Source organism: Corallococcus sp. AB011P, assembly GCF_003611605.1.
Classification (GTDB): domain Bacteria; phylum Myxococcota; class Myxococcia; order Myxococcales; family Myxococcaceae; genus Corallococcus; species Corallococcus coralloides.
In genome coordinates, this window is record NZ_RAVX01000004.1 from 503500 (window position 1) to 525839 (window position 22340).

Genomic DNA, 22340 nt, shown 5'->3' on the forward strand with positions numbered 1-22340 from the left:
GTCGTCGCGAGCCACGACTCTACAGGGGGGCACGCACAGCAAGTGAACACCTTTCGACTCCGGGTAGGCATTCCCCATACACAGGGAAAGAGGCCTGACGGAGCGCGCGCTCATCTAGGGTGAGTAAAACGGCCCCTTCGTTCCCACGTCCGTGAGCCCTCCATGCGCGCGCCTTCCGTGATGCGTCTTGTCCTGCTGTCCGTGCCCCTGTTCTCCACGCCCGCGTGGGCCATCGAGCGCTGCTCGTTCCAGGGCAAGCCCATCAACCTGGACAACGGAAGCTCCACCGCGAACCTCACCGGCACCGTGCGCTGCGTGGACGAGGACACGAAGAAGGAGACGCACACCGTCTCGTTCAAGAACGGCAAGCAGGACGGCTGGGAGGTGCGCCGCTGGTCCGACGGCCGCGCCGTGGAGCAGGAGTACAAGGCCGGCAAGCGCCACGGCGGCTTCAAGCGCCATGAGGACGGCCGGCTGGTGGAGACCAGCCACTACGTGGACGACAACGAGCAGGGCGAGTCGCTGCGCTACCACCCCAACGGCAAGGTGTCCCGGCGCATGGACCGGCAGCCGGAGGACGAGAAGAGCACCTACGAGGACTATGACGAGAACGGGCGGCTCACCAAGGCGGGCTGCGGCCTGCGCTCGTCATGGGAGGCCGGCCTGAAGGACTGCGTCTGGAAGGGGCCCTCCCCGCTGGTGTTCTTCCATCCGAACGGCCAGAAGCGCGCCGTCATCCCGCTGAAGAACGGACGGCGCGAAGGCGTGACGGAGCTCTTCGACAAGGAGGGGCAGCGCACCGCGACCAATGCGTACTCCGCGGGCGTGCTCGACGGCGTGAGCACGCGGTACGCCGCCGGGAAGGCCCTCACCTCCACGACCTGGGCCCAGGGCCAGAGGGAGGGCGACGAGACGGAGTTCTTCAACGACGGCGGCAAGAAGCAGGTCGTCACCTGGAAGAACCGCCAGCAGGTGAAGCGCGTGGAGTACTTCCAGAACGGCGAGCGCAAGCACGAGCTCGTCGTGACCGGAGACCGCGCGGTGGAGTCCTACTTCGAGGACGACGGCTCGCTGCGCGAGCGGCGGAACCTGCTCAAGGGTGACTTCCACAACGGCTTCGACTCCGACGGCGTGGCGGAGGCCTTCTTCCCGGACGGCGGCACGGAGCGCCGCGAGCACTACGTGAAGGGCAAGGCGGAAGGCCGGCGCCAGGTGTGGGCGGAGAACGGCACCCTCGTCGAGGACTCGCAGTGGACGAAGGACCGCGTCACCACGCGCAAGCGCTGGAACCCCGACGGCGGGCTCGTGGAGGACGAGGCCTTCTACGAGGACGGCTCGCGCAAGAAGAAGTAGCAGGCGCGCGAGGGAGCGCCGCCTTGACGGAGGATGACGGCAATATTACTGCCGTCATCCATCATGACCCAGAAGACGGAGCAGAAGCAGAAGTCGCATGACGCCATCCTCGCGTCCGCCGCCACGCTGCTCCTGGAGCGGGGCATCCAGGCCAGCTCCATCATGGACGTGATGAAGGGAGCCGGCCTCACGGTGGGCGGCTTCTACGGGCACTTCGACTCGAAGGAGCACCTGTTCACGGAGACCCTCCGGAGCACCGCTCGCACGGCGTGGAACGCGCTCCTGCGCAAGGCGAAGGAGGACGCGCCGGACGCGCCCGCGCTGAAGGTGCTGGAGCGCTACCTGTCGCGCAAGCACCGCGACGCCGTCACCCCCACCTGTCCCCTGCCCAGCATCACCGCGGAGGTGTCGCGCGCGGGAGAGCCCTATCGGGGCGGACTGGAGGCGGAGCTGCAGGAGTTCGTCCGCTCGTACGCGGAGCTGCTGCCGTCCGGGGCGCGGCGCCGGGAGAAGGCGCTGGCCGCCATCGCGCTCATGTACGGCGCACTGTCGCTGGCGCGCGCCGTGCGCGGCACGAAGCTGGGGGACGAGTTCCTGGACGCGGCCAGGAAGCTGGGCGCGGAGCTGCTGACGAAGGAGGGGGCCTGAAACCAGCCCCCTCCCCGGCTCACATCAGTCGCGCTGGATGGCGCCCTTCGGGACCAGGATGACGACCTCCTTGCAGTCCGAATAGATGATGGAGTTCATGGACTGGTAGTTGTGGGTCGTCTTGCCGCCGTTGCGCACGATGCCCATGTCGTTGCCCTTGGAGCCGCCGCTGTAGTCCCAGCCGTGGCGCGACTGGAAGATGATGGCGCCGTCCGGCACCTTCCCGTCCGCGACGAGCTTGCGGTACTGGTCCGCGGTCACGACGTTCGCGGTGGCGTTGCCGTACGGGCTCTTGATGGCCTTCTGCTGGGCACCCGGGAACGGGATGGACTCCCAGCCGTTGCGCAGCATCTGCGCCATGCCGCCGCGGGGGTTGTTCGGGTCGTTGCCCGTCGCCGCCGGCGTGTTCGGGATGCCCAGCCGGGTCATGTTGTCCAGCGTGGTGCGCACGCAGTAGCCCGTCTGGCCATTGTTCAGGCGCGAGGTGGCCAGCTTCTGCAGCGTGGGGTCGTTGGTGTTGATGCGGACGCCGTTGCCCAGCACCGCGCCGTTGTTGTTCGTCCCCTGGGTGTTGGTCGTGCCCTGGGTGTTGGTCGTCCCGTTGGTGGTGTTGGTGCTGCCGGGGCGGTTGCCCTGCAGCGCCTTGAACGTGTCGGGGCCGACCTGGCCCGCGTTGCTGCCCGCCCTCACGCCGTTCGCCCGCTGGAAGTCCTCCACGGCCTTCTTCGTCACGGGGCCGAACTTGCCGTCCGCCGGGACACCCAGCATCTCCTGGATCTGCTTCACCGCCGGGCCCTGCATGCCCTCGCGCAGGTTGTTACCGCCCGCCGTCACCTGGTCCATCGAGGGTGCGGCGCTCCACGTCTTCGTCCCCGGCTTCTGGGTGCTCGCGGGCTCGAAGGTGTCGGCGGTCCGCGACGGGCGCGTGGAGGTGTTGGTGTTCGTGTTGGTGCCGGCGTTCGTCGCGGCACCGCCGAAGTGCGGCGCCAGCGCCTGCGCGCGCGCCCACACGTCGTTGGAGTAGTCATTGCCCGTGGTGCCCTGGTCCATGCCCGCCAGGGTGCGGACGTTGCCCGGACCGGAGTTGTACGCGGCCACCGCGCCACGAAGCTGCTGCGCCTCGGACCAGTCCGGGTGCGCCTTCTTCATGTCGTTGACGTAGCCCTTGAGGATGCCCGCCGCCTGGTCGATGTGCTCCGCGCTGGTGGGGCCGCCCTTGGTCGTGTGGTAGCGGTGATCCACCTGCATCACACCAAAGCCGTTGCCGCCGTCGCCGTGGCCCGTGCGATCCAACGCCGCGCCCGCGCGGGACTCGCGGCTGGCGATGGCCGCCAGCAGCGCGGGGGGCAGGCCGTGCTTCGCCGCCGCCGCCTCGATGTTGCCCTTGTACTGCTGCAGGCGCGCCAGGTCCGTCTGCGCCATCTTCGTGGACGCCGCCACGCCCGGCTGCAGCCCGTCCTGCCGCGCCGTGCGCGCCGAGGCGCCCGTGGGCTGGTACTGGGACAGGATGGCGTTCGGGTTCGCGCTGGTGCGAACCGCGCTCGTCGTCAGCGCCTGGGAACGATTCGAGAAGACAGAGTTCGTGCGCTGGGACGTGGTCGCGGAGAGGCTCATTCGGGGATTCCTCGTTGGCGGCTGTAATTCCTGCCCGATTATCCAGACCCCTCCCTGTGAGTTGCGTGAGATCTGGAAATAAAGATCTCACAGTTTAACCAGTGCGTAATTTTCCGCCCAAACTTGTCTGGATTGCCCGGTTCGTCACGAACGGGCAACGATGACACCCCGGGTCTGCCTGGCTTCACAGCCGTTGACCCGGGGCGTTTGGTGGAAAAATCCAATCACACACCACGAACGCGAACGGGGCCTGTTCCCGTGAAGGAACAGACCCCGTGCGGCGCTACAGGCTTGTGACGCGGTGGATCAGACGAAGGGCACGCCCGGGATGTCGTCCGGGATGAGGTCGTCGAAGAAGTCCTTCACGCCGTTGAACGCGTCCCCGGCCAGCTCGCCCACCTCGCCGCCGAAATCCGCCAGGGCCCCGAGCGCTTCCTTCGCGCCCTCGATGCTCTTCTTCGCCAGGTCGCCCAGGTGGCCGACGGCGGCCTCCGCCAGCTGTCCGCCCACGCCGGCCAGGTCCTTGAGCGCGTCCACGCCCGCGTCACCCAGGTCCGCCACGGCGATGAGCAGCTCCTTGCCGCCCTCGGAGAGGTTGTCCTTCCAGGCCTTGGCGACGTTCTTGAAGGACTCCACGCCGTCCTTGAGCAGGTCGCGGGCGAAGCCCTTGGCCCACTCCAGGCGCCGGCCGCCGAAGTCGATCATGTCCTTGAGGGCGCCGGCCGCGGCGTTCGCCAGCTCGCCGCCCTTGCGGGCCAGGTCGGACAGCGCGCCGCCCACCCACTCGCCGGCCTTGGTGAGCGCCTCGCCGGGGTTCTCCGCGATGTACTTGAGCGTCTCCACGGCCTTCTCGCCCGCGTTGGCCAGGCCCTTCACCAGGCCCTCCGCCAGCTCGGCGCCCGCGGCGCCCAGGTCCTTCACGGACTCCCAGGCCTTCTTCGCCAGCTCGCCGCCCTTGGCCAGGGCATCGCCAATGGCCTCCTTGGCCTTGGCCGCGGCCTCGCCCGGGTTCTGCGCCGTCCAGGCCAGCAGCTCCAGGCCCTTCTCGCCCAGCTCCTTGGCCTTGTTCACCGTGTTGGACACGAGCGTCGTCGCGCCGTCGATGAGCTCCTTGGCCTTCTCCTTCGCGGCGCCGGTGAGCTTGTCGTAGCCGGCCTTCAGGTCGTTCAGCGTGGAGACGGCCTGCTTGTAGAGCGCCTTGCCGGCGTCCGTGGCCAGGTCCAGGCCGGAGTCCACGACGCTCTTGATGCCATCGAGCGCCTTCTTCGCGGCCTCGCCCGGGTTCTGGGCGATGTACTTGAGCGTCTCCAGGCCCTTCTCACCCAGCTGCTTCGCGCCGTCGATGACGTTGTCGAGGACCTGCTTGGCCTCCTTCGCCAGCTCGCCGCCCTTCTCGATGGCGGTGTTGAAGGCCTCCGTGGCCGCCTTCACCGCGGCCTCGCCGTACTGGGACGGGTTGCGCACCACGTCCGCCAGCTTGTGGATGACCTTCGCGGCCCCCTTGAGGCCCTCGCCGGCCAGCTCCGCCTGGGACACGCCCACGAACTCGGCGGCCTTCGTCGCGCCCTTGGCGGCCTTCTCCACGCCCCACTGGATGAGCTGCGCGGTGCCTTCCGGCCCGTAGTACGCGGCCATGTGAGCCAGGCCCGCGGGGCCCTGCGCGGCGGCGCCCGCCAGGTTCACGGCCTTCATCCAGTCCGGAGCCTTGTAGCCCTTGGGGTCGGCCTCATACCTGGCCTTCTCCTGGGTGAAGCCGATGTCCATCGCCAGCTCGGCGGCGCCCAGGAGCACGCTGGCGCCCACGTCCACGGCCACGCCCACGCCGGTCAGATCCAGCGCGATGCCCAGGGCTCCGTCCGCGACGTTCAGCGCCGCGGCGGTGTGCGCGAAGTAGCCCAGGTCGTTGTTCTTGCCGTGCAGCTCCAGGGATTCCTTCTCGAACTTCGCCGCGTCGATGGCGTTGGGCAGCGCGCCCGCCACCGGGACGACCTTCGCCAGGTTCTTGAAGACCTTGCCGGCCACGTCGGCGGTGATCTCCACGCCGATCTTGCCCAGCACCTTCTCAATCACCTTCAGGCCCTGGCCCACCAGCTTGCTGCCCGCCTTGTCCAGCAGCGGGCCCAGGCCCTTCACGGTGGTGTTGAGCGCGTCCGCGCCCAGGCCGTCCGTGAGCTTGAGCAGCGCCTTGACGGCGCCGGAGTCCATGTCCGTCACCAGCTTGGAGACGATCTTCGCCGCGTCGTCGTCCAGCTTGCCCGCGAGCTTGGCGAACTGCTCCGTGGTCTTCGGATCCGACAGGACCTCGTTGAGGACCTTGTGCTCCATGCCGCCCAGCGCGCTCACCAGCTTCTTGCCGGCCTCGGCGTCCACCTTGCCCAGCTGGCCCACCAGGTTGTCCAGGGCCTTGGGGTCGGTGATGCCCTTGAGCGCGGCCTCCATCGACTCCGGACCGCCCAGCTTGGTGGCGGCGGACTCCAGCTTCTTCAGCTGATCCGGCGTGAGCTTGGACGCGAGCTGCGGATCCAACCCCTTCACCTTCACGTCGGCCATCCGCGCGCCCTGCTGGGCCACGTCCGTCGCGTTCTTCACGCCCGCGTTCTTGAGGACGTCCGCGAAGGCCTTGAGGTCCTTCTTGAGGTCGGGCACCTCCGCCAGGAGCTGCGCGGCGGCCAGCGCCTTGTCCTGCGTGGACGCGTTGGGGTCCACCAGGGTGATGGCGGCGCCCGCGGCGCGCAGCGACCCGTCCAGCTTGCGCAGGTCATTGGCGAGCGCGGGGAACTTGTCCCCGGCGAAGTCCTTGAGCGCCTTGCCCAGCTCCAGCGTGGCGGTGGCCTTGTCCGTGGCGGAGGCGTTGGGGTCCGTCCACTTGCCGATGGCGCCCACCAGCTTCTCCGCCGCGGGCAGCCCCTTGAGCGTGGTGTCCAGCACGCCCTTCAGGTCCTCCGGCGCGAACGTGTCGCCGGTGACCTTCGCCAGGGTGAGGGCCGCCTGCGCCTTGTCGACCTTGCTCGCCTTGGGGTCCGTCAGCTTGCCCAGCGACGTGAGCGCGTCCGAGTTGGTGGCCAGCTTCGCCAGCTTGTCGTCCTGGACGCCCAGGCGCTCCAGCGCGTTGGGGACCGTCTCCGGGAACTGCGAGGCCAGCTCGCCCAGGGCGGTGGCCTTCTCCGAGAAGGTGCCGGTGCCCAGCTTGTTGAGCGAGTCGTAGGCCTTCTTCAGGTCCTCCTTGCTCTTGTCCTTCAGCTCCGGGAAGAGCTTGGGCAGCTCCTCCGGCTTGTCCGGCAGCGCCTCCGCCTTGGGCGGCTTCGGATCCGCCGCCGGAGCGGCACCGTTGACGTCGGCCCGCACCGGGACCGCGCCGTTGGCATTCCCCGTCACCGGACCGCTGAGGGGACGCGCATGGCCGCCACTGGTGCCGAGCGGCGTGGCGAACGGGTTGGTCGTCTCACCCGTCAGCCGGTTCACCCCGCCGCGGTTCTGCGCGCCGCCCGAGGAGAACCCGTCATTGAAGAGCTTCACCGTGGGCTGCTTCGCCTGCTGCTTCGCGGCGGCCTTCGCGGCGGCTTCGGCGGCGGCCTTCGCGGCGGCTTCGGCGGCGGCCTTCGCGGCGGCGCGGGCAGCGGCCTCGGCGGCGGCGCGCGCGGCGGCTTCGGCGGCGGCACGGGCAGCGGCGGCGGCGGAACCATCAATGGGGGTGGTCATGGGCGGAACTCCTACCTTTTCGAGAATCGAGAAAGTCCCCGGGATTCTCTACATTTCGATTCGAATGTTGCCTGACTCTCCGCAATCACGTGAATCCCGGAGCAGCGCAGGCGATACGCCAGTGTCGCTCGACGGGTTACATGGATCGCTCGGGCCCGCATGACGCGGGAAGGCATAGCGGGCGCTATGTAATTTCCACGAGGCGCCCCGCTCCTGTCCGGCCGCGTCATGCCCTCCAGGGCGATTCAGGCCCGGCCTTCGGAGCGGAGCATCCACTGGCCCAGGCCCACGCACCCGGCGGAGGTGAACAGGGTCAGCGCCCACGCGACGCTGAAGGGGGCGTCCAGGGACATGAGCACCGGCAACGGCGTCCACCCCGCGACGAAGGACGCCGGGGTGAGCCACAGCGCCCTGAGGCCGCGCGTGAGCGCCTGGATGAGGCCCAGGGCGAGCCCGGTGAGGGCGAAGCCGACGAACAGCGCCAGGGCGTAGGCCTTGTTGAACATCAGCATGTAGACGCCCAGGAACGGGAAGACATGCACGAGGCCGGGGAGCCAGACGAGGAAGGCGGTCAGCATCCAGCGGCGCGACGGCGGGGACTTGGACATGGGCTTCAATCCATCCCAGGTCCTGGCTCCTCGTCATTCCCTGGCGACAGACACTGTCCGGACGGCGATGCCGTCGTTACCGCTCATCCTTCCGCCGCGCCGCTCATCACAAAGGCGCGGACCCGGGCTGGCGGCTCCCTAGTCTTCTTCGCGTCACGCACCGTCCGACCGGCGGTCCTTCGCGGAGTCCGTAGATGCGCCGCATCCTGCTTGCCCTCTGTACCCTTCCCCTGTTGCTTGGCTGTGCGACGGCGTCCCCCGGCGGCGGCGCGACGGCTGCTCAAGCGTCGGCGCCCACGCCGTTCCGTGTCCAGCGCTCGGGCCAGGGCCGGCCGCTGCTGCTCATCCCCGGGCTGTCGTCGTCTGGCAAGGTCTGGGACGCGACGGTGGCGCACTACCAGTCCCGGTATGACTGCCACGTCTTCACGCTCGCGGGCTTCGCGGGGCAGCCCGCGGTGCCCGGCCCCTTCCTGCCGACGATGCGCCGCGCGTTGGCGGACTACATCCGCGGCGAGCACCTGGAGCGCCCCATCCTCGTGGGCCACAGCCTGGGCGGAGTGCTGGCGCTCGCGGTGGCGGAGGACGCACCGGAGCTCGTGGGAGGGCTCGTGCTCGTGGACAGCCTGCCGTTCCTTCCCGCCGCGATGGACCCTTCCGCGACGGCCGAGAGCGTCCGTCCCCAGGTGGAGGAGCTGAGCGCGAGGATGCGCATGCAGCCGCCGGATCAGCGCAATGCCCAGACGCTGCGCACGCTGCGCGGCTTCATCACCAACGAGGACAACGTCCAGACCGCGATGCGCTGGAGCGTGGACAGCGATCTGGAAACCATCATCAACGCCTTCTCCGAGCTCTCCACCACGGACCTGCGGCCCGAGCTGACGCGCATCCAGGTGCCCGCGCTCGTGCTGGGCTCGTGGGTGGCGCTGAAGGGCCGGGTGCCGAAGGAGCAGGTGGAGGCCGTCTACCGCGCGCAGTACCGCAACCTCTCCGGTGCACGCGTGGTGCTGAACGACACGGCCCGGCACTTCATCATGTGGGATGACCCGGCGGGCTTCCTGCGGGAGACCGACGCCTTCCTCGGCGCCCTGCCCGCGCCGGTGGCCCGGGTGGAACCAGTCCACTGAGTGTGTTCGACTCCCCGGTCCTTCACCGGAGGCACGATTCGGATGACACGCTCGCGGGGCTACACGGCCTGCCAGGTGGGGGGCTGGGGACTGCATACCCTCCTCAACATCGCGCTGGCGGGGGCTCACGGCCCGCCGGCCATGGGCTGGCTCATCGCCGGTGCGACGGGGCTGGGGCTCACCCACGTGGCGCGCCGGGCGCTGCGGTTGCACGCATGGGCCCGTCTGCCATTGCCCCGGCTGGTCGCGCGCGTGCTGGCGGCGGGGCTCGTCCTGGGCCTGCTCCAGAACACGCTCGTCTTCCTGGAGGCCGTGTTCGTCTTCCACGTGTACTCGCTGGAGGAGGCCTCCTGGGCGGGCTACTTCAGCAGCGCCACCATGTGGTCGCTGGTGATGGGTGTCTGGTTGACCCTCTACATCGCCGTGCAGGCCGTCACGCATGCGCGGCGGGTGGAGTTGGAGCACTGGAAGCTGGAGGCGGCGACCCGGTCCGCGGAGCTGCGCTTCCTCCAGGCGCAGCTCCAGCCGCACTTCCTCTTCAACTGTCTCAACGGGCTGCGGGGCCTCATCGTGGAGGATCCCGTCCGCGCGCAGGAGGCGGTGACGCGCCTGTCGGGGCTGCTGCGCTATGCGCTGGGTGCGCGGGGGCCGGAGACGGTGACGCTGCAGCGGGAGCTCCAGGTGGTGGATGACTACCTGGGCCTGGAGGCCATCCGCCTGGAGGAGCGGCTGCGCGTCCGCATGGACGTAGCGCCCGACGCGCTGGGCGTCTCCGTGCCCGCGATGCTGGTCCAGACGCTGGTGGAGAACGCCATCAAGCACGGCATCGCGCCCGCGCCCCGCGGAGGGGAGGTGTCGGTGAAGGCTCGCATCGAGGACCGGGCGCTGTGCCTGGAGGTCGCCAACACGCCGGGGAGTCCGGACGTGGGTGCGGGGACGGTGGACTCGGGGGGCGTGGGGCTGCGCAATGCCACGGAGCGCCTGCGGCTGCTCTGCGGCGCCGCCGCGTCCCTCCGGTTGGATCAGTCACAGTCCACGGTCACGACGGCCCGCGTGCACATCCCCCTGGAGGCGGCATGAAGGTCCTCATCGCCGACGACGAGCGGCTCGCGCGCGCGGAGCTGCGCCGCCTGCTGACGGCCTTCCCCGAGGTGGAGGTGGTGGGCGAGGCCACCCATGTGGACGAGACGTGCGAGCGGGTGGAGGCGCTCGCGCCGGACCTGCTCCTGCTCGACATCCAGATGCCGGGCGGCACGGGCTTCGACGTGCTCGACCGGCTGGAAGCCCCGCCGGACGTGGTCTTCACCACCGCGCATGACGCCCACGCGCTGCGGGCCTTCCAGGTGAATGCGCTCGACTACCTGCTCAAGCCCATCGAGGCCGCGCGGCTCGCGGAGGCGCTGGAGCGCGTACGGCAACGGGGGCGTGCGCAGCGCGCGGTTGGCGCGCCGGTGACGCCCCTGGAGCGCGTGTTCGTGCGGGACGGCGAGCGCTGCTGGCTGGTGGCCCTGTCGCAGGTGCCGCTCTTCAGCTCCGAGGGCAACTACGCCCGGCTGCACCTGCCGGACGCGGAGCCACTCCTGGCCCGCTCGCTCAACCACCTGGAGGAGCGGTTGGACCCGGCGCGCTTCTTCCGCGCGAGCCGCCAGCACCTCATCAACCTCGACTTCGTGGAGGCGTTGGAGCCGGGTCCAGGCGGCACTCTCATCGCCCGGCTCCGGGGAGGCCGGGAAGTGGAGATGTCGCGCCGCCAGTCCCAGCGCTTCCGTGAGCGGCTGAGCCCGTGAGGGCGGTGGGGCCTACAGCTTGACCTGGCAGGCCTTGAGGTTCGTGTTGCTGACGCCGTTGCAGGCGAAGCTCTCCCGGCAGTCGGACGCGGAGTCACAGACGGGCGAGCACATCAGCGTGTCGAACTGGCTCGTGCACAGCGTGCCGGACGGACAGCCTCCGCCCTCCCCTTCCGCGGTGCAGTCCTGCGCGCAGAAGGTGCCGGGGAAGTCCCTGCGGCAGGAGAGGCCGGAATCACAGCCGTCCTCACCGCAGCTCTCCCCCACGCCGCCATCGCTGTCTCCACAGGCCAGCAGGGGGAACACCGCCAGCAGGGGGAACAGCACTCGGGTCAGTCGCATGCGAAGCCCTTCCCATCACATGCGGGGCCGGCCCCCCGCGCGGCCCAGCTTGCGCGCCTTCAGGGCGACGCGTCCAGCGACGCGTCTGCCTTTCCGTCGGGTCGCGAGCAGTGCGGTTCAGAGCGGCTGGGTGCGCTGGTTCAGCCAGTCGCGCGCCGCGCCTTCGACGTGGGGCTGGAGCCGTTCGCGCACGGTGGCGTGATAGGCATTGAGCCAGTCCACCTCCTCCCGGGACAGCAGGGCCGGGTCCACCAGCCGCGTGTCGATGGGGCAGAGGCTCAGCGTCTCGAAGCGCAGGAAGTCGCCGAACTCCGTCTTGCGGTCGGGCACGGCGGCGATGAGGTTCTCGATGCGGATGCCCCAGCGGCCCGGACGGTAGAGGCCGGGCTCGTTGGAGGTGATCATCCCCGGCTCCATCGCCGTGGTGAGGTCGTTGGGCAGCGTCGGGGAGAAGCCGTGCGGACCCTCGTGGACGTTGAGGAAGAAGCCCACGCCGTGGCCCGTGCCGTGGCCGTAGTCCAGCCCCTCCGCCCACAGCGGCGCCCGCGCCAGCGCGTCCAGGTTCGGGGAGCGGGTCCCCCGGGGGAAGCGGGCGCGGGACAGGTTGATGTTCCCGCGCAGCACCAGCGTGAAGTCGCGCCGCTGCTCGGGCGTGGGCTCGCCCACGGGGACCACGCGGGTGATGTCCGTGGTGCCGGACGTGTACTGGCCGCCGGAGTCGATGAGCAGCAGGCCCTGCGGCTTCTGCCCTGGCAGGCACACCGTCGCGTGCGAGGCCTGCGTGGCCCGGTAGTGCGGCATGGCGGCGTTCGCGTTGAACGCGGCGATGGTGGAGAAGCTGAGCGAGACGAAGCCCGGGCGCCGCGCCCGCTCCGCGGAGAGGCGCTCGTCCACGGTCAGCTCGGTGATGGGCTCGCGGCCCAGGGCGGACTCGAACCAGGCGAAGAACGCGCACAGCGCCGCGCCGTCCTGCTCCATCGCGTTGCGGAAGTGCGCGAGCTCCGCGTCCGTCTTGCGCGACTTGGCCACGGTGGACGGGTTGAGCCCCTCCACCACGGTCACGCCCTTGGGCACCGCCTGCCGCAGCCCGTGGGTGATGCGCCGTGGGTCCACCAGCAGCCGCGTCCCGTCCGGCAACGCCCCCAGCGCGCGGCCCGCTTCGTCGTACGGGTGGAGCGTGATGCCGTCCGCCTCCAGCGCCGCGCGCAGCGCGTCCGGTACCTTGCCCGCCCCGATGAACAGCCGGGCGCCGCCGGGCTCCACCAGCAGGTGCGCGAGGAACAGCGGGAGGTGGTCCACGTCCGCGCCGCGCAGGTTCATCAGCCACGCGACATCATCCAGCGTGGAGATGAAGTGGTGCGTCGCGCCCAGCACGCCCATCTCCGCGCGCACGGCCCGCAGCTTGTCGATCCGCGGCACGGGTGACAGCGCGTGCGCGAACACGGGCGCGGCGGGCAGGGGCGGCCGGTCCGCCCACGCCTCCGCCACCACGTCCAGGTCCGTGCGCAGCACCAGCCCCGCCGCGGACAGCTGCGCGGCCGCCGAGCGCGCCACGCCCAGGCCCAGCACCGCCCCGTCCACCGCCACCGTCTGCCCCGGCTGCACGTTCGCGGCCAGCCAGTCCAGGTGTGACTGCCCGGGCGCGTTCATCGTCCGCACCGTCGCGATGCCGCTGCCCTTCAACTGGGCGTCCGCCTGATCCCAGTAGCGGCTGTCCACCCAGAGGCCGGCGTACTCCGCCGTCACCACCAGCGTGGCCAGCGAACCGGTGAAGCCAGACGCCCACTCCCGCCCCTTCCAGCGGGCCGGCACGTAGGTGGACAGGTGCGGGTCGCTCGTCGGGACCCAGACCGCCGCCACACCGCGCTCCCGCATCACCTGCCGCACCCGCGCGATTCGCTCGCGCGCCGCGGCCCCCTGCGTCTGCTCAAGGCCCATGGCATCCTCCGTCGTTGCGCCGTGCGTCCTCATGCCGCAAACCACGCGCCTTTTCGAGGCCCCTCACGGGCAGGGGGGCCTCCGCCCGGGTCAAGACCGCCGGGAATATGGCTGTCGCTCGGAAGACGCTGTGCAGCATCCCGTTGCATCGCGAATGGACGATGTGTTGTCCATCGACGGGAAAGCGCCGCGAGGGCCTGGGCCCATTGCAAGCAGGTGCTTACCAAGCCGGTGGCCGCGGTGAGGAGCACGCGGCCGGCTCCACCCGTCTCCTGAAGCAGGCCTGGTTTCCCACCGTGCGACGCGTACTCGCCATCCTTCCCTATGTTCCGCTGCCTTCGGATACGGGCGGCACCCTGCGCACGCTCGAGCTGGTGCGCGCCCTTGCCTCGCGCTTCTCGCTGGACGTGCTCGCGGTGCACCGGGCGGGCAACGACGCCGAGGGCTTCAGGCGCTGGCTGGGAGAGCTGGGCGTACCGGCCTCGCGGCTGCACCTGGTGGATTTGCCGCGCGTGGCGCCCGAGGAGACCCTGAACAGCACGCGGGCCTTCCTGCGGGGCACACCGCTCACCTACGTCCGCTTCGCGCGCCAGAGTGTGCAGGACGCCTTGCGCCGGGTGCTGGCGGAGCGCGGCCCGTTCGACATCATCCACTTCGACCACCTGCACATGGCGCAGCTGTTGCCGCTAGCGCGGCGGCTCAACCCGTCCGCGCACCTGGTCATCGACGAGCACAACGTGGAGAGCCAGCTGCTCGCGCGGATGGCGCCGCTGAGCCCGCGGCCGATGCGTCCGCTCCTGCGCTGGCAGTTCAACCGGGTGGAGCGGCTGGAGCGCGAGTGCGTGAGCCAGGCGGACACCGTGCTGGCGTGCTCGTCCGTGGACGCGGAGCAGCTGCGCGCCATGGGAGCGAAGCGGGTTCAGGTGGTGCCCAACGGCGTGAAGCTGCCGGACTTCACGCCCCGGGAGAGCAAGGGCGACGACCTGGTCTTCGTGGGCTCCATGGACTGGTGGCCGAACGAGGACGCGGTGCTGCTGCTGGCGCGCGAGGTGTGGCCGTTGGTGTCGTCGGAGCTGTCGACCAGCAAGCTGATGGTGGTGGGCCGCAGTCCGCCCGCGTCCGTGCGCGCCCTGGAGAACGAGCGGCTGGTGGTGACGGGCTCGGTGCCGTCGGTGGCGCCGTACCTGGAGCGCGCGCTGGCGACGGCCATTCCGCTGCGAGCAGGCAGTGGGACGCGCCTGAAGGTATTGGAGGCCGCGGCGGCGGGAGTGCCCGTGGTGGCCACGCGCCTGGCGGTGGAAGGGTTGCCGGTGGTGGAGGGGCAGCATGTCCTCCTGGCGGAGTCCCCCGAGGAGTTCGCCGCCGCGCTGCGTCGGCTGCGCAATGATCCGGACCTCTGCAGCCGGCTCGCGCAGAACGCCCGCCGCCTGGCGGAGTCCTTCGCGTGGGACGGCATCGGGGCCGGGCTGGGAGAGCTCTACCTGAACGCGGTGTCCGTGAGTGGTGAAGGGAAGAATCCCTCCGGAGCGGAAGCCAACTGAGCCTTGGGGCAGCGTGCGGCGGGCCACCACCGCACGCCCAGGCCCGCGGACATGGGCTCCACTCGGGGCTCGCCCGCCGGGGACGTACCGCAAAAACCTGTCCGACTGTCGGACAGGTCTTGGGCGGCCAAGGCCGACGGGGGCCTCCGCCACCCGGGCGGTGGAAACCTGTCCGACTGTCCGACAGGTTCTGGGCGGTCGCCGCTGGCAGGTGCCGCTCACCCATCCAGGCCGCGAAAACCTGTCCGACAGGTTCTGGGTGACCGCAGCCGATGGGGCCTCCGCCCACCCGGACAATGGAAACCTGTCCGAACGGTTTTCGGCGGCCAGGGCTGGCGGGGGCCTCCCCCCATCCGGACCTCGGAAACCTGTCCGACTGTCCTACAGGTTTTGGGTGGCCGGGGCTGGCGGGGGCCTCCCCCCATCCGGGCCTCGGAAACCTGTCCGACTGTCCTACAGGTTTTGGGTGGCCGCGGCCGACGGGTGGCCCCACCCATCCGGGCCTCGGAAACCGGTCCGACTGTCCTACAGGTTTTGGGCGGCCGCAGCCGACGGGTGCCTCCGCCCACCCGGGCCTCGGAAACCTGTCCGACTGTCCTACAGGTTTTGGGTGGCTGCGGCCGACGGGTGCCCCCCTCCATCCGGACCTCGGAAACCTGTCCGACTGTCGGACAGGTTTTGCCGCGCCGGGCGGGAGGGGTGGTCGCGGGGCTGTCCGGGGACGAGGCGGTGATGCCTCGGTTGCCCTACCCGGCCGCGACTTGCTCTTCGCGCGGATCCAGCAGGGCGGGCAGGTAGAGGGATTCGATGTAGCGATTCGCCATCCGCTCCGGCGCGTGGTGGGCCACGACGTACTCCCGGGCCGCCTGCGCCATCCGCGTGCGCCAGCCGGGCGCCGTGAGCAATCCCGCGAGCGCCGAGGCCAGCGTGCCCGCGTCTCCCGGCGGCACCACGAGCCCGCGACCCGTGCCCAGCACATGGGGCAACTCCCCGACTCCGGACGCCACCAGCGGCCGGCCCAGCGCCATCGCCTCCAGCGCGACCAGCGGCATGCCTTCCCGCAGGGACGGCATCACCACCGCGTCCGCCGCCGCGTACACGCTGCGAACCTCCGAGCGGAATCCCAGGAAGCGCACCGGCAGCCCTTGAGCCTGCGCTTCCAGCGACTCGCGCAGCGGGCCATCGCCCACCAGCAGCAGCGTGGGCACCGTGGCGCCGGGCGTCCGAGCCAGCCGCTGCATCGCATCCAGCAGCACCTGGGGACCCTTCTCCACCGACAGGCGCCCGACCAGCGCGATGACGGACCCCTCCGCCGCGAGCCCCAGTGCCTCGCGAGCCTGGAGCCGCTCCTCCTCCGTGCACTCGGCCGCGAGCGGCAACGCGTTGGGGATGTAGACCACTGGCGAGCGGTGGACGTACCGGCGCAGGCGCGCGGTCAGCTCTCGCGACACCGCCGCCACCGCACGCGTGCAGTTGCCCAGCACGCGCGCGAATCCTTCGTAGGCGATCAGCGCGGGCGTGGCGCCGGTGTCCCCGTGGTACGTGGCCACCAGCGGGACTCCGGCCAGCGCGCTCGCGGCGGCGCCCAGCGTGAGCGACTTGTAGTCATGCGCGTGCAGCAGCCCCACGCCGCGTCGGCGGACTTCCGAAGCGAGCGTCGCCACGGCCATCGCGCTGAAGCGGCCAGGCACCTCCAGCGTCAGCGCGTCCAGCCCCTGCTCCCGAGCCGCGCCCGACAGCACATCCACCCGCCCGGGCGGAACGAGGCTGCACACCTGCGCACGCCACGGTGACGGCGTGGACGCGGCCAGTGACAGCAGCGCCCGCTCCGCGCCATACAGGCCGCAGGTGCTGCGCACATGGAGGATGGTGGCGTGCGACACGCGTGACTCTCCCGTGCCGCTCACGCCTGGGCGCGAGCCGCGGCACCCCGGTAGAGCTTCGCGTACGTGTCCACCATCGTGGACAGCGAGTAGCGCTGCGCCTCGCGCTTCGCGGCCTCGCCCAGGCGGGAGCGCAGCTCCGCGTCGTGGGTCAGGCGCTTCACCGCGCCACCGAGCGCATCCACATCTTCGGACCTCACCAGGAGCGCCGTCTGACCATCGCTGTGTACCTCGCGGATGGCGGGAATCGCGTGCGACACCGTGGGCAGCCCCACCGCCATCGCCTCCAGCAGCGACAGCGAGCGGCCCTCGCGACGGGACGGCTGCACGTAGACGTCGAACGCGGGCAGGAGCTTGCTCGCCTCCAGCAGCGCGCCCGTGAAGTGCACCCGACCGGCCAGCGGAGACGCGGCGGCGCGAGCGCGCAACGAGGCCTCCATCGGGCCGGGGCCAATCATCACCAGGTGCGTGTCCTTCGCGTCCGCGAAGTGGCGCAGGAAGGCATCCACCAGCAGGTCCGGGCCCTTCTCCTCGGAGAGGCGGCCCAGGTAGCCCACCACCGTGGCGTCCTGGGGCAGGCCCAGGCGCTCACGCGCGGCCCGGCGGGCCTCCTCGCCCGTAGCCACCTCCAGCGGCACGCCGTTCTCGATGGTGACCACATTGGAGAGCAGCTTCGGGCTCCAGCGCTCCAGGCTGGCGCGCACCTCGCTGCCGCACGCGACCAGCGACTGGGTGAACATGGCGGCGGCCATGGCCGCGGGGCGCAGCTTGCCCTGCGGCTCCACCGTCTGATGGAAGGTGCCCATCACCGGCGTGCGCGGACGCAGCGTCCGGGTGGCGACGGCGTTGAGCCAGGGCCCCACGTCGTGGCCATGGACCACGTCCGCTCCAAAGGCGTCCACCTCCTGGGCCAGCCGGCGGATGGCCGCGGGCGTCATGCCGGCGAGGCCTCCCAACCAGACCGTGGGGACGTTGGCGCGCTGGAGCAGCTCGCGCACCGGACCGTCCGGCCCCAGGGCCAGCACCACGGAGTCGATGCCCCGCTCGCGGCCATGCTGGGACAGCCGGACCACCAGCTGTTCGAGTCCGCCCATCTCCAGGCCATACATCACGTGAGCCACGCGCGTCGGGCGCGCCGTCGGGTGCATTTCGTTCGTCATGGACGCGGCCAAGCTAGGCACGCGCTCCAGCCCCACAACCCCCCGAGGGCGGCCCACGACCCGGCGGATGTCCGGCAGTGGAAGTTCCTTCGCGGAGCGTGAAGCGACGGTGCCTTCCAGAGGAGGAACGGCCCGTTTGCCCGGGGCTCCCGTCCTACGGGAGACTCGTGTGCATTCAACGCCCACGGGCCCCTGGAGGGCCCCACCGGAGCCCTTCTTGGGAATCCCCGATCACGACTTCCAGCTGCTCACGACCTGCGGCGACGAATCCGAGTCCGCGCTCGTGCGGGCCCTGCTCGAAGCGAACGGCATCCCATGCCTCGTCCAGGGCGAGCAGCACCGCTCCATGCTGGGCGTGGCCGGGGCCTTCATCGAGCTGCGGGTGCTGGTCCCGTCCAGCGAGCTCGAGCACGCGCGGGAGCTGCTCCGGAGCGTGCCGAATGAGGAGCCCGCCGGGAGCGGTCCTACCGCGACGCCGGACCCCGATTCCGAGGAAGCGCAATGCGCGGTGCACGGCCAGCGCGCCACACGGACCTGTGAGCGGTGCGGCACCTTCCTGTGCGCGAGCTGCGATGGCGCCACCACCGGCGTGTGTGAGGACTGCGCCGACCGCAAGGGTTCGGGCGCCCAGGTCCAGCGCGGCCGGAAGCGCAAGGTCGTCGCATGGATGATCCTCCTCTTCCTGTTCGGCCCGCCCTTCCTCCTCATGCTGGCGAGCACCCTCAACGCCCTGCTGCGCTGAGCCCAGGAGGTGTCTGGCATTGGCCCTTCGCGGCCACTTCTCCGCCATGGTCACCCACTGTGCTGTTTCAATTCCTGGCGGAATTGTCTCGGGGACCCTGACCTTTTTCCGTCAGCCACGCGAGAAATGTCAACCATCCATGGAATACATGGATTTCATGTTGACAACATGAGAAGCCACCGTCGGTTTACTCATGCCAGGAGTCCGACGTGCTTCGACATGCATCACGATGGGTCACGACGTTCGTGTTGGGTTTCACCTGGATTCAGACGGGCTGTGCTCCGGCGGAACCGCCTGCACAGCAGACACCGGAGACAACGACCGCCGCGCAGCCTTTGCTGGCCGGTGAGCGGTCGCTCCTGGGCACCACCGCGCTTCCGGCCGTGACGGCCGCGGACGACAGCGGCGCGGTGGAGCTGGGCGTTCGCTTCCGCAGCGACGCTCCGGGACGGATCATGGGCGTGCGCTTCTACAAGGGCGCGGGCAACACGGGCACGCACACCGGCAGCCTTTGGACGGCGTCCGGTTCGCTGATGGCCACCGCCACCTTCCAGGACGAGACGGCGTCCGGCTGGCAGGAGGTGCGCTTCGCCTCGCCGGTCACCATCGCCGCCGACACGAACTACGTCGTCTCGTATCACGCGCCCGCGGGGCACTACGCCGTGACGAGCAACGGCTTCGCGTCCGCGCTGGATGCGCCGCCCCTGCACGCCGAGGCGTCCAACAACGGCCTCTACCGCTATGGCACCAGCGGCTTCCCCACCAGCTCGTTCAACGCGAGCAACTACTGGGTGGACGTGGCCTTCCAGCCCAACGACACCACGGCGCCTCGCGCGCCCACCAACGTCACCGCCCTGCCCAGCTCGTCCACCGCCATCGACCTGACCTGGTACGCGTCCGTGGACGGCAACGGTGAGATGCAGGGCAATGCTCGCTGGCACCTGGTGTACCGGAACAACGAGCTCATCGCGGAGCTGCCCGGCACCACCGTGCGCTACCGCGACACCGGCCTGACGCCCTCCACCGGGTACAACTACGCCGTGCGCGGCCGTGACGCCGCCGGCAACCTCAGCGCGTCCTCCACGATCATCAACGCCACCACGCTCCCGAACATGGCCTGCAACCCCTGCAGCCTGTGGAACAGCGTGACGGGCGACCCGCAGTACGAGAACGCCGACGCGACCCCCACGGAGGTCGGCGTGAAGTTCCGCACCGACGTGGCGGGCACGGTGACGAAGGTCCGCTACTACAAGGGCAGCACCGACAACGGCCCGCACGTGGGCCACCTGTGGAGCGCCACCGGCACGCTGCTGGCCACCACGGAGACCACGCCCGCGGAGACGGGCTTCGGCTGGCGTGAGCTGTCCTTCCCCACGCCGGTGAGCCTCGCCGCGAACACGACCTACGTCGTGTCGTACTTCGCCACCGGCGGGCGCTATGCCATCACCCCGTACTACTTCAGCACCGCGGGCGTGGACATGCCCCCGCTGCACGCGCCCTCCACCCTGGAGGCCAGCGGCAACGGCGTTCGCAACCTCAACGGCAGCGCGTTCCCCACGGAGGCGTGGCTCAACACCAACTTCTGGGTGGATGTGACGTTCGTCCCGGCGGAGCCCAGCGGTCCCGCGACGGTGGACCTGGCCGTGACGCAGTCGTTCCCCGCCGGCACGGGCGCCAACGGTGACGTGCTCTTCTACGACATCACCGTGACGAACAATGGCCCGGCGACCGCCACCAACGTCGTGCTCGACGTCCCGATCCCCGCGGGCTTGAACTACTTCTTCTACTCGGCGAACGCGCCGCCGGTGAACGGCGGGCACTGCGGGTTCTTCAGTGACCTGCAGTGTGGCGCCCCCACCCTGGCGCCGGGCGCGAGCTTCACCGTCCACGTGGAGGCCATCCCCTTGAGCGCCGGGACGTTCACCAGCCAGGCCACCCTCTCGTCCTCGGAGACGGATTTCGTGCCGGGCAACAACACGCACGCGCTGGCCATCCCCGTGGGCGCGTCCACCAACCTCGTCACCTTCGACACCATCCCCGGCCAGGACGAGACCCTCAACGGCACGTATGGCCCCATCCAGTTCGGCCTCAACAGCTGGTACATCGCGTCGCCCTGGGGTGGGTTCACCACGAAGAGTGTGTCGTTCAACGGCGGCGGCCCCACCCAGGCCAACCTGGGCATCATCGGCCAGCGTCGCATCCTGGGCCTGGATGCCTTCACCTGGGACAGCGGCGCCACGCTCACCCTGAAGTGCATCGACCTGCCCACCCTCACCTTCCCCCTGACGGCGGGACAGGTGACGCACGTGGTGCCCACCTGGACGCAGCCCTGCACGGTCTTCACGGTGATCACGTCCAACGGCTGGGACACGAACTTCGACAACCTGGAGCTGTCGCCCCGGCCCTGAGCCTGAGCGCGTGACGCATGGGAGGGCGGGCATGCTTCACGGATGCCCGCCGCTCCCCTACTCCTGAGTGCAGCGACGTCCCTGTTCGCCACCACGTGGCTCCTCGCGGCGGCGCCATTCTCCGTCGCGGTGGAGCCTTCCGGCTTCACCGTCCAGTCCGACGGCAAGGCGGTGATCATCACCCAGGTGGTGCCAGGGAGGCCGGCCGACCAGGCGAAGCTGACGCCCGGCACGCGCATCCTGCGCATCGAGTCACCGGAGCGGACGTTCGCGCGGGGCCCCATCGAGCAGCTCGGCCAGACGGACCCGCACGATGCGCTCATCTCCACCTGGGATGAACCGCTCCTGCTCTTCGTGGGGAACACGCGCGAGGACGGCCGCTACGTCGCCCTCAAGCGCGATGATCCGCGGCCCGCCGAGGAGTTCCCCGGCTTCCCCCTGCCCCCGGAGAAGCGGGCCCGGCTGTCGCTCCTCCAGCAGCAACTGCATGAAGCCCGGCGCCTGCGGGAGCTGCACCGGACGCCGCGTGAGAAGCCGGGCCTCGAGCTCCGCCACCAGAGCGAGGCCTGGGTGAAGGAGGGCCAGCCGAGGTCCGTGGACGGAGGCGGCTTCACCGGGCTGTGGATCCACCCGGAGCTCACCCTGGACGCGCGGTGCCCCGACCGGCTGGAGAAGGTGGTGCTGAGTGGTCCGAGCAAGGGATTGCCCCGGACGTTCCAGCCCGCAGCGGACTCCGCGTACACCGGTCAGGACTTCACCTTCGACCTGCCGCTGTGGTCCGTCCGGGACGTCACCCGGGCCTGCGCCGCTGGGAAGTCGTCCCTGGCGGTGACGCTGCGCGCGGAGCTGTCGTGCAAGGACGAGCCCGTCCTCCAGCAGGCCCTCCCGGTGAAGCTGCCCCTGAAGTGCGAGCAGAAGCTCCCGGACGAAGACGCGGATGGCCTCCGGTTGCTCGGCCTTCGCGGCGCGCCGGAGGAATACGTCACGGGCACGAAGGCCGCGCTGACGCTGGAGGCGTCGGGGCTCGACAGCGTCGTTCCCCCGGTGGCCTCGGTGACATTCGTGGAGGTGGATGCACGGGGCAAGGTGAAGAAGCGCTTCGCCACGGTGCCAGTGCCCGCGGGCGCGGCGGAGGTGACGACGGAGCTGACGCTGGACACGTCCACCGCGCGCACCGTGCGGCTGTCCGTGGAGGCGCGCTTCGCGGACGGCAGCACCCGGGGCTCGGACACGCGGGAGGTGACCATCGTCACCCCGGCGTTCGTGGAGGCGCGGCGCAAGGGCTACGAGGAAGGAAGCCGCCGGTGGCAGGCGTTGGACCAGCGCTTCACGCAGGAGATTCCCACCCCCTGCGCCGACATCGCCGACACCGTGTCCTGGCTCAGGGCCCAGCCGGAAGTCGAGTCCGCCCACGACGCCGGCAAGCACAACTTCGACTACCGGGTGAAGGGCTCCGGCATCACCCAGCTCGTCAGCTGCCACAATCCCTAGCG

Annotated in this window: 16 protein-coding genes; 9 read left to right on the forward strand and 7 right to left on the reverse strand. The window is 70.3% G+C overall.

Translation table 11 applies throughout. The features are described from left to right. Positions 1–162: 162 nt before the first annotated feature. Positions 163–1353, forward strand: a complete 1191-nt coding sequence (locus D7X30_RS15230; protein WP_120563625.1) for a toxin-antitoxin system YwqK family antitoxin — start codon at positions 163–165, stop codon at positions 1351–1353. Between the two features lie 63 nt (positions 1354–1416). Next, positions 1417–2001: a TetR/AcrR family transcriptional regulator gene (locus D7X30_RS15235; protein ID WP_120563626.1), complete on the forward strand. Its 585-nt coding sequence runs from the start codon at positions 1417–1419 to the stop codon at positions 1999–2001. Between the two features lie 24 nt (positions 2002–2025). On the opposite strand, the gene D7X30_RS15240 is transcribed toward D7X30_RS15235, so the two are convergent. The 3 genes from D7X30_RS15240 to D7X30_RS15255 form a co-directional block, all read right to left on the reverse strand. Beyond that, entirely contained in the window at positions 2026–3615 is a 1590-nt protein-coding gene (locus D7X30_RS15240; protein WP_120563627.1) for a peptidoglycan-binding protein, read from the reverse strand. Between the two features lie 306 nt (positions 3616–3921). Then, the gene (locus tag D7X30_RS15245; protein ID WP_199724324.1) at positions 3922–7314 is read right to left on the reverse strand and encodes a Dauer Up-regulated; all 3393 of its coding nucleotides are present in this window, start codon (positions 7312–7314) and stop codon (positions 3922–3924) included. A gap of 245 nt (positions 7315–7559) precedes the next feature. Next, a complete protein-coding gene (locus tag D7X30_RS15255; RefSeq protein WP_120563630.1) occupies positions 7560–7922 on the reverse strand; it encodes a hypothetical protein in 363 nt (120 codons plus the stop codon). 194 nt (positions 7923–8116) lie between these two features. On the opposite strand from D7X30_RS15255, the gene D7X30_RS15260 reads away from it, so the two are divergent. Genes D7X30_RS15260 through D7X30_RS15270 form a run of 3 tightly spaced genes read left to right on the forward strand, consistent with a single transcriptional unit; the run spans position 8117 to position 10833 of the window. Next, positions 8117–9046 carry an alpha/beta fold hydrolase gene (locus D7X30_RS15260; RefSeq protein ID WP_120563631.1) on the forward strand — a complete coding sequence of 310 codons (930 nt, stop codon included), beginning with the start codon at positions 8117–8119 and terminating at the stop codon, positions 9044–9046. 42 nt (positions 9047–9088) lie between these two features. Further along, positions 9089–10126: a sensor histidine kinase gene (locus D7X30_RS15265; RefSeq protein ID WP_120563632.1), complete on the forward strand. Its 1038-nt coding sequence runs from the start codon at positions 9089–9091 to the stop codon at positions 10124–10126. Then, positions 10123–10833 (forward strand): LytTR family DNA-binding domain-containing protein, encoded by a 711-nt coding sequence (locus tag D7X30_RS15270; RefSeq protein ID WP_120563633.1) that lies wholly within the window; start codon positions 10123–10125, stop codon positions 10831–10833. Before D7X30_RS15265 ends, D7X30_RS15270 begins: the two co-directional genes overlap by 4 nt. A gap of 12 nt (positions 10834–10845) precedes the next feature. On the opposite strand, the gene D7X30_RS15275 is transcribed toward D7X30_RS15270, so the two are convergent. After that, positions 10846–11175, reverse strand: a complete 330-nt coding sequence (locus D7X30_RS15275) for a hypothetical protein (protein WP_120563634.1) — start codon at positions 11173–11175, stop codon at positions 10846–10848. A gap of 117 nt (positions 11176–11292) precedes the next feature. After that, positions 11293–13113: an aminopeptidase P family protein gene (locus tag D7X30_RS15280; protein ID WP_120563635.1), complete on the reverse strand. Its 1821-nt coding sequence runs from the start codon at positions 13111–13113 to the stop codon at positions 11293–11295. A gap of 296 nt (positions 13114–13409) precedes the next feature. On the opposite strand from D7X30_RS15280, the gene D7X30_RS15285 reads away from it, so the two are divergent. Further along, complete coding sequence (locus D7X30_RS15285) at positions 13410–14654, forward strand: glycosyltransferase family 4 protein (RefSeq protein WP_158619271.1); 1245 nt, start codon at positions 13410–13412, stop codon at positions 14652–14654. 746 nt (positions 14655–15400) lie between these two features. Here the strand turns inward: D7X30_RS15285 and D7X30_RS15290 are convergent. Both D7X30_RS15290 and D7X30_RS15295 read right to left on the reverse strand, forming a co-directional pair. Continuing rightward, a complete protein-coding gene (locus tag D7X30_RS15290) occupies positions 15401–16537 on the reverse strand; it encodes a glycosyltransferase family 4 protein (RefSeq protein ID WP_158619272.1) in 1137 nt (378 codons plus the stop codon). 20 nt (positions 16538–16557) lie between these two features. Beyond that, entirely contained in the window at positions 16558–17697 is a 1140-nt protein-coding gene (locus D7X30_RS15295; protein ID WP_120563638.1) for a glycosyltransferase, read from the reverse strand. Between the two features lie 217 nt (positions 17698–17914). On the opposite strand from D7X30_RS15295, the gene D7X30_RS15300 reads away from it, so the two are divergent. The 3 genes from D7X30_RS15300 (at position 17915) to D7X30_RS15310 (ending at position 22338) form a co-directional block, all read left to right on the forward strand. After that, positions 17915–18439 (forward strand): DUF2007 domain-containing protein, encoded by a 525-nt coding sequence (locus tag D7X30_RS15300; RefSeq protein ID WP_158619273.1) that lies wholly within the window; start codon positions 17915–17917, stop codon positions 18437–18439. A gap of 209 nt (positions 18440–18648) precedes the next feature. Beyond that, the gene (locus tag D7X30_RS15305; protein WP_120563640.1) at positions 18649–20847 is read left to right on the forward strand and encodes a DUF4082 domain-containing protein; all 2199 of its coding nucleotides are present in this window, start codon (positions 18649–18651) and stop codon (positions 20845–20847) included. Between the two features lie 42 nt (positions 20848–20889). After that, positions 20890–22338, forward strand: coding sequence for a hypothetical protein (locus D7X30_RS15310; protein ID WP_120563641.1), 1449 nt, complete (start codon positions 20890–20892; stop codon positions 22336–22338). The last annotated feature ends 2 nt before the right edge of the window (positions 22339–22340 follow it).